Consider the following 6,681-nt stretch of genomic DNA (forward strand, 5'->3'; position numbering starts at 1 on the left):
CGCGGCCACCGTGCGCGGCGCGCCGAACGCCTCGGCGCGAGCGAGCTCGTCGTCGGCGGCCGCGACCGCGCGGTCGGCGTCGCCGAGCGCCTCGGCGGCCTCGGCCTCGGCAGAGGCCCACGGCAGCGCCGCCGGGTTGCGGACGCCGAGGGCCGCGGCGATCTCGCCCGCGGCGAGCGCGCGGCGCAGCGCCCGCCGCGGGTCGCCGGTCTCACGGGCGAGACGGGAGTCGGCCAGCAGCGCCCACGCCCGCTCGATCGCCGGCGGCCCTTCCTCGAGGAGCGGCCCGACCGGTGCGAGCACGTCGGCGGCGGCGTCGGGGCGGCCCTTGTCGAGGAGCACGTCGGAGAGGGCCCATCGCACCGGAACGACGGGGTGCTCCCACCCCATCGCGCTCAGCTCGATGACCCGCTCGGCGTCGGCCTCGGCACCCGCGAGGTCGCCTCGCCGCCACCGGCTGTACACGCGGGTGTCGATCGCGAGCTCGAGGAGGAGATGCGAGCCGGACCGGCGGGCGGTCGCGACGAGGCGGTCGAGAGCGTCCTCCGCCTCGGCGAAGCGATCGGCGCCGGCGAGCGCCCACGCGGCCATCGCGTACGGAGGCGGGCCGGCGCCGACCCATGCCGCCGCGTCGGGCCGCGCGAGCACCTCGCGGGTCGCCTCCGCGACGCGATCGGCGGGCTCGCCCGCCATGAAGCGGATGACCGCGAGGTTCGCGAGCGTCGGCGCATCGACGGTCTCGCCCCGGGCGCGGAGGACGTCCGCGCGGCCCTGGAAGCGCGCCCGCGCATGCGCCACGAACGCGGCGTGGGTCGCGCCGAGGTAGCCGGAGAGGAGCACGCCCTCCTCGGGGCTGCCGGGATCCGTCTCGTCGAGCGCCGCGCGCAGCCGACCGAGACCGCCCGGGACCTCGCCGACCGAGAGCTCGGCGCTCGCCATCGCCGCGACGATCCGGGCGCGCTCGACGGGATCCTCGGCGCCCGCGAGCGCCGCGGCGAGCGCCTCGAGGCCGGCCGGGTCACCGAGGCCGAGGCGCGCCCGGCCGAGATCGGCGAGGAGGCCGGGGGGCGGGTGGGGCGCCTCGGCCCGCGCGCGCTCGAGCATCGCGACCGCGCTCTGCGGCGCGCCGGCCGCGAGCGCTCGCTCGGCCTCGCCCCGGAGGAGGTCGACGGCCCACGCGTGGCCACGCGGCGCGCACGCGAGCAGGTGGGCGGCGGCCCGATCGGCCGTCCCGCGGGCGGCGAGGATCTCGGCCGCCCGCGCGTCGAGGCGGTCGCGCTCCGCCGCGCCGACGGTCGCGAGAACGGCCGAGCGCAGCATCGGCTGCGCGAAGGCGAGCACCCCGTCGATCGCGTCGACGAGCCCGGCGCGCTCGAGGACGCCGAGCGCCTCCGCGGTTTCGCCCTCGCCGCCGCCGACGAGGGCCGCGATCACGGGCAGCTCGGCGCGCTCGAGGACCGCGAGACCGCGTGCGACGTCGCGCGCGCCGGCGCCGAGGCGGTCGAGTCGCGCCGCGGTCTCCCGCTGCAGGCCCCCGGAGGCCGCGGCGGCGAGCTCGCGCACGGCGTCCGCCCCGCCGAGCCCGCGCTCGTCCGCGCTCGCGAGGAGCTCGACGAGCAGGTACGGGTTGCCGCCGCTCGCATCCCGACACGCGTCGCAGACCTCGTCACGCACAGCGGCGCCGAGCACGTCGCGGACGAGATGCCGCACGCCTTCCGTGCCGAGCGGGGCGGGGGTCACGGAGACGACGTCGCGCGGCGCGTCGAGCGGGCCGAGGTCGCCGACCGGCTGGGCCGCGAGGATGACGGCGAGCCGCTGGCCTTCGAGGCGCCGTGTGAGATAGCCGAGGACGTCCCGCGAGGCGGCGTCGAGGAGGTGCGCGTCATCGACGAGGACGACGACGGGCCGACGCTCGCCGAGTCGGGTGAGCAGCCAGAAGACGCCGTGGGCGACGGCGAGCGCAGCGTCGGGGGCCGGGATCGCGGACGTGCCGGTGACGAGCCGGACCGCGACGTCCCCCGGACCGTCCGCGAGCTCCGCGCGCAGCGCGTCGTCGAGGCCGGTGACCGCCGGTGAGAGCAGCTCGCGGATCGCGCCGAGCGCGATCGACGACTCGATGTCGCCGCCCCTCGCGTGGAGCACGTCGCAGCGCTCGCGGGCGACGTCGGCGACCGCCCGCAGCAGCGCGGTCTTGCCGATCCCGGCGGGCCCGATGATCGCCGCGGCGCCGCCGCGGCCTTCGACGGAGGCGTCGACGACGTCGCCGAGGCGACGCAGCTCCTCCTCACGCTCGATGAGCTGGACGGGGTGGCGCCCTCCGGCCTCCACCCCCTCAACCTATCCGGGCGCGGCGGAAAAGTCCCACCGCGCCCGGACGGGCCTCAAAGGCAGGTCGAGATGTCCTTCGTCGCCTTCTGCAGGTCGCTGCCGACGAACACCCAGTAGGTGTTCGACTTGCGCGCGGACACCGAGCCCGACGGCGGGTTCTCCGCGGTCGCGGCCTCGAGCGACGCGGCGTTGTCCTCGAAGTAGGAGATCGAGCCGGCTCCGTCGGCCCCGGTGATCACGACCATGTCGACGAGGCCGGTCGCCGCCTTCACGTCGTCTTCCACCGCGCGGCCGATCGACGCCGTGTACCCCTTGCCCTCGAGACAGGCGATCGCCTCGTCCGGAGCCGCTGCGGGCGGCTCGTCGGGAAGCTCGGGCGTGGCGGACGCCCCGCCTTCGGGCGCCGACTCGGGCGTCCCGGTCGTCTCGGCCGCGACCGCCGACGCCCCGGCGCCCGCCTCGTCCTCGTCGTCGTCGCCGCAGCCGCCGGCCGCGAGCGCGAGCGCGGCGACCGCCGCCATCGCGGCGCGACGCATCGTCTTGCGTGTCATGAGCCCCCCTGGGATTCGTGCGTTCGTTCGGTGTGCGCGCGCCAACCTACGCACCATGATGTCGTGTTTCGTCGGGGCACGCCCCCTGAGATCGCCCCGCGTGCGACGAGCGAGAGGACCGGGTAGGGAACCCACGTGAGTCAGCGCACGGACAGGAGCGTCACCCTCACGACCGGCGGGATCACGCTGCTCGGCGTCCTCGTGAGCACGGGCGTCACGGTCGGCCTCGGCGTCAGCGGCGAGTGGTGGGTCCGGCTGCTCGCCGGACTTGCGACGACGACCGGGCTCATCGTCGTCGTGAAGCTCGGGACGCAGGCCGGGCGCGGACCGCTCGCCCGCCTCGCGACCTGGACGATCGGCGAATCCGGCGCCGAGGCCGATGAGCGCCGCTGAACCCGAGGGCGCGCTCGCCCGCGCGACCCTCGAGGCCTCGGGCGGCGGGTGCGAGCCCGACGACCCGACCGACATCCCGCGGCCGCGCCGCGGCTCCAGCCCCGACGACGCCGCCTACGAGCGATGGCTGGCGCGGGCCACCGAGCGCGCCGACCCGGTCATGGCGTTCCTCGGGATCGCGTTCGCGATGCTCGTCGCCTTCGAGCTCTCCAACCCGGGCCTCTCCTCGTCGTGGAGCCGTGCGCTCACGACGGCCGGCCTCGTCATCTGGGGCGTCTTCGTCGTCGACTTCGCGGCTCGCGCGCTCCTCGCGCCGTCGCGCGTGAGGTTCGTCCGCCGGCACTGGCTCGCCGTCCTCATGCTCCTCGTGCCCACGCTGCGGATCCTCCGGCTCGGCGCGCTCCTGCGTCTCGGCCGCGCACTGCCCGCCGCGCGCGTCCTCTCGAGCAGCTATCGCGCGACCGGCGTCGCGCGCAGCCTGCTCGGCTCGCGGACCGGCTACCTCGCCGGGCTCGCGGGGATCTCGACCCTCGCGATCGCGCAGCTCGCCTGGCTCGCCGAGCGCGGCGAGGGGACGTTCGCCACCTTCGGGGACGCGCTCCTGTGGGCGGGCGCCGACGTCATCGGCTCCCAGGCGAACCCGTACCCCGAGACCGGCGCGGGACGGCTCGTGATGCTCGCCGGGTTCGCCGTCGGCCTCGTCATCATCGCCGCGCTCGCGGGCGCGGTCGCGACGTTCCTCCTCGAGAGCCGCCGCGAGCGCGACGCCGAGGCGCAGCTCAGTGGTCCTCGCGACCCATGAGGGGCTGGCGGGACCGGCGCGCAGGGTTCTCGCCCGTCGACTTCGACGGGTCGTCGACCTCGGTGTGGGAGGGCCGGCCGCCGGCGCCCGCCTCACGGTCCGTGCGGTCGTGAGGGCTGTCACCGGGCGCCGTCTTCCCACGCTCGCTCTCGAGCTTGCCGCCGAGGCCGGTGAAGAAGACGACGGCGCCGACGATCACGACGATGACGAGGAGGATGAGGAAGAAGCCCCCTACGGAGAAGGCGGGGATGGCGATCGTGTTCGTCGTCATGTGGGCGCGTTTCCCGGGGCCGATGGCGCATAACCACTACAGCGGCGGGAGGCGGCCGACGACTAGGACGCGACGGGGGAGGGAATGCGGTGCCCGTGCCTCCGTCGCCCGCCCCTGCCCTCACGAGCCTCGCCGCCGGCGCGGGCTGCGGCTGCAAGATCCCGGCGGCCGACCTGCTCCCCGTCGTCGGCGGGCTTCCCGCGGCGACGGACGCACGACTCCTCGTGGGGTCCGCGACGGGGGACGACGCCGCCGTCTTCGCGCTCCGCGACGACCTCGCGCTCGTCCAGACCATCGACTTTTTCACGCCGCTCGTCGACGACCCCTACGACTTCGGCCGGATCGCCGCGGCGAACGCCCTCTCCGACGTCTACGCGATGGGCGGCACCCCGCACACCGCGCTCAACGTCGTCGCCTTCCCCCTCGAGGCGCTCGGCCCCGACGTGCTGCGGGAGATCCTCCGCGGCGGGACGGACGTCGTGACCGCCGCGCGGGCGCAGATCGTCGGAGGCCACTCGATCGCCGACGACGAGCCGAAGTACGGGCTCGCCGTGACGGGCACGGTCGACCCGGCGACGATGACGACCAACGCCGGTGGGCGAGCGGGCGACGCCCTCGTCCTCACGAAGCCGCTCGGCGTCGGCGCGATCGTGACGGCGCGCAAGCGCGGCGGCGCCGACGACGCGATCCTCGCCGCCGCCGTCGAGACGATGACGGCCCTCAACGCCGACGCGGCAGCCGCGGCACGCGCCGCCGGAGCCCGTGGCGCGACGGACGTCACCGGCTTCGGCCTCCTCGGTCACCTCCACCACCTCGCGCGTGAGAGCGGCGTCGCCGCCGAGATCGACGCGTGCGCCGTCCCGGCGATCGAGGGCGTCGACGCGCTGCTCGCTGACGCGAGCGGCGTCTCGGGCGGCAGCCGCCGCAACGCCGAGTGGGCCGCGGGCTTCACGCACTTCGCCGAGGACGTGCCGGCCTGGAGGCGGCGCCTCCTCAGCGACGCGACGACCTCGGGCGGGCTCCTCGTCGCGGTCGGCGACGAGGCGGCGCCGCGGATCCCCGGCCCGGTCGTCGGCCGCCTCGTCCACGGCGACCCCGGCACGATCCGCGTGATATGACGCGCCTCGGCCTCGTGGAGCGGCCCGGGGCCGGTGCCCCGAACGGCCTTCAAAGCCGTCGGCGGCGCGCGCGGCGCGTCGGGAAGGTTCGACTCCTTCGCCGCTCCGTCCTCCCCCCGGCGGCAGTCCGATGAGCGACGCGCCGCTCGTCCTCGGCACCGCCGGTCACATCGACCACGGGAAGACGACGCTCGTGCAGGCGCTCACCGGCGTGTGGGCCGACCGCCTCCCCGAGGAGGCGCGGCGCGGCATGACGATCACGCTCGGCTACGCCCCGCTGCGGCTGCCGTCGGGACGACGACTCTCGGTCGTCGACGTCCCGGGCCACGAGCGGTTCGTCCGCACGATGGTCGCGGGCGCGACGGGGATCGACCTCTTCCTCCTCGTCGTCGCCGCCGACGACGGCGTCATGCCGCAGACGCGCGAGCACCTCGCCGTGCTCCGCGCGCTCGACGTGGAGGTCGGCGTCGTCGCGGTGACGAAGAGCGCGGTCGCGGACCCCGCCCGCGCGGTCGGAGAGGCCCGCGCTCTCGTCCCCGGCGCCGCGGTCGTCGCGTGCGACGGCCGCAGCGGCGACGGCGTCGGCGAGCTGCGCGCCGCGCTCGACGCGGCGGCGAGGCGCTGCCCGCCCGCCGCGGACGACGACGCAGGCCCCCCGATCCTCCACGTCGACCGGGTCTTCACCGTCGCGGGCCGCGGCGCGGTCGTCACCGGGACCCTGCGGTCGGGCGCGCTCCGCGAGGGCGACCGGGTGACGATCCTCCCGCGCGAGATCCCGGCGCGCGTCCGCGGACTCGAGGTGCACGGCGCGGCCGCGACCGTCGCCGCGCCGGGGCAGCGCGTCGCGATCGACCTCGCGGGCGTCCGCACCCGCGACCTCGCGCGCGGCGACGCCGTGAGCGTCGACGGCGCGCTGCGCGAGACCGACGTGCTCGACTGCCGGCTCGACGTCCCGGCGGCACGACACGGCGAGCGCATCCAGGTCCACCACGGGACGCGCGACGTCGCCGGCCGCGCCGCGCACCTCGGGGAGGACCTCTGGCAGCTGCGGCTCGAGCGCCCCGTGCTCGCCCGTGACCGGGACCACGTCGTGGTGCGCCGCCACGCGCCGCCCGACACCCTCGGCGGCGGCGTCGTGCTCGACGCCCGCGCCCGGCGGCACGGGCCGTCCTCGCCCGCGACCGACCGGCTGCGCCGCCGGCGCGACGGCGCACCCGA

The 6,681-nt window shown here is 76.8% G+C and carries 7 protein-coding genes and 1 tRNA gene; 5 read left to right on the forward strand and 3 right to left on the reverse strand.

Annotated features, from left to right (window positions below; genetic code table 11):
• Together ACME2J_RS21655 and ACME2J_RS21660 are read right to left on the reverse strand one after the other, a co-directional pair.
• On the reverse strand, nt 1–2,328 hold a 2,328-nt coding region (locus ACME2J_RS21655), incomplete at its 3' end, for an ATP-binding protein (RefSeq protein WP_495547027.1).
• Nucleotides 2,329–2,381: 53 nt separating this feature from the next.
• Complete coding sequence (locus ACME2J_RS21660; RefSeq protein WP_495547028.1) at nt 2,382–2,879, reverse strand: hypothetical protein; 498 nt, start codon at nt 2,877–2,879, stop codon at nt 2,382–2,384.
• 135 nt (nt 2,880–3,014) lie between these two features.
• Between ACME2J_RS21660 and ACME2J_RS21665 the strand changes: the two genes are divergently transcribed.
• Both ACME2J_RS21665 and ACME2J_RS21670 read left to right on the forward strand, forming a co-directional pair.
• On the forward strand, nt 3,015–3,272 hold the full coding sequence (locus ACME2J_RS21665; protein ID WP_495547029.1) for a hypothetical protein: 258 nt from the start codon (nt 3,015–3,017) through the stop codon (nt 3,270–3,272).
• Nucleotides 3,259–4,074: a hypothetical protein gene (locus ACME2J_RS21670; RefSeq protein WP_495547030.1), complete on the forward strand. Its 816-nt coding sequence runs from the start codon at nt 3,259–3,261 to the stop codon at nt 4,072–4,074. The genes ACME2J_RS21665 and ACME2J_RS21670 overlap by 14 nt, the downstream gene beginning before the upstream one ends.
• Here ACME2J_RS21670 and ACME2J_RS21675 read toward each other — a convergent pair.
• On the reverse strand, nt 4,052–4,345 hold the full coding sequence (locus ACME2J_RS21675) for a hypothetical protein (RefSeq protein ID WP_495547031.1): 294 nt from the start codon (nt 4,343–4,345) through the stop codon (nt 4,052–4,054). The two genes, ACME2J_RS21670 and ACME2J_RS21675, sit on opposite strands and share 23 nt — an antisense overlap.
• A 95-nt stretch (nt 4,346–4,440) precedes the next feature.
• On the opposite strand from ACME2J_RS21675, the gene selD reads away from it, so the two are divergent.
• The 3 genes from selD to selB all read left to right on the forward strand — a co-directional run.
• Entirely contained in the window at nt 4,441–5,463 is a 1,023-nt protein-coding gene (gene selD, locus ACME2J_RS21680; RefSeq protein WP_495547033.1) for a selenide, water dikinase SelD, read from the forward strand.
• A gap of 16 nt (nt 5,464–5,479) precedes the next feature.
• Nucleotides 5,480–5,571, forward strand: a tRNA-Sec gene (locus ACME2J_RS21685).
• A 22-nt stretch (nt 5,572–5,593) separates the two neighbouring features.
• Nucleotides 5,594–6,681 (forward strand): selenocysteine-specific translation elongation factor (selB, locus tag ACME2J_RS21690; RefSeq protein WP_495547032.1); only part of this gene is annotated, 1,088 nt, incomplete at its 3' end.

This window comes from Paraconexibacter sp. (assembly GCF_059438195.1).

Coding starts and splice junctions, on each gene's coding strand:
- ACME2J_RS21675 (WP_495547031.1), bottom strand. CDS start 4,345: ATGACGACGAACACGATCGCCATCCCCGCCTTCTCCGTAGGGGGCTTC.
- ACME2J_RS21670 (WP_495547030.1), top strand. CDS start 3,259: ATGAGCGCCGCTGAACCCGAGGGCGCGCTCGCCCGCGCGACCCTCGAG.
- ACME2J_RS21660 (WP_495547028.1), bottom strand. CDS start 2,879: ATGACACGCAAGACGATGCGTCGCGCCGCGATGGCGGCGGTCGCCGCG.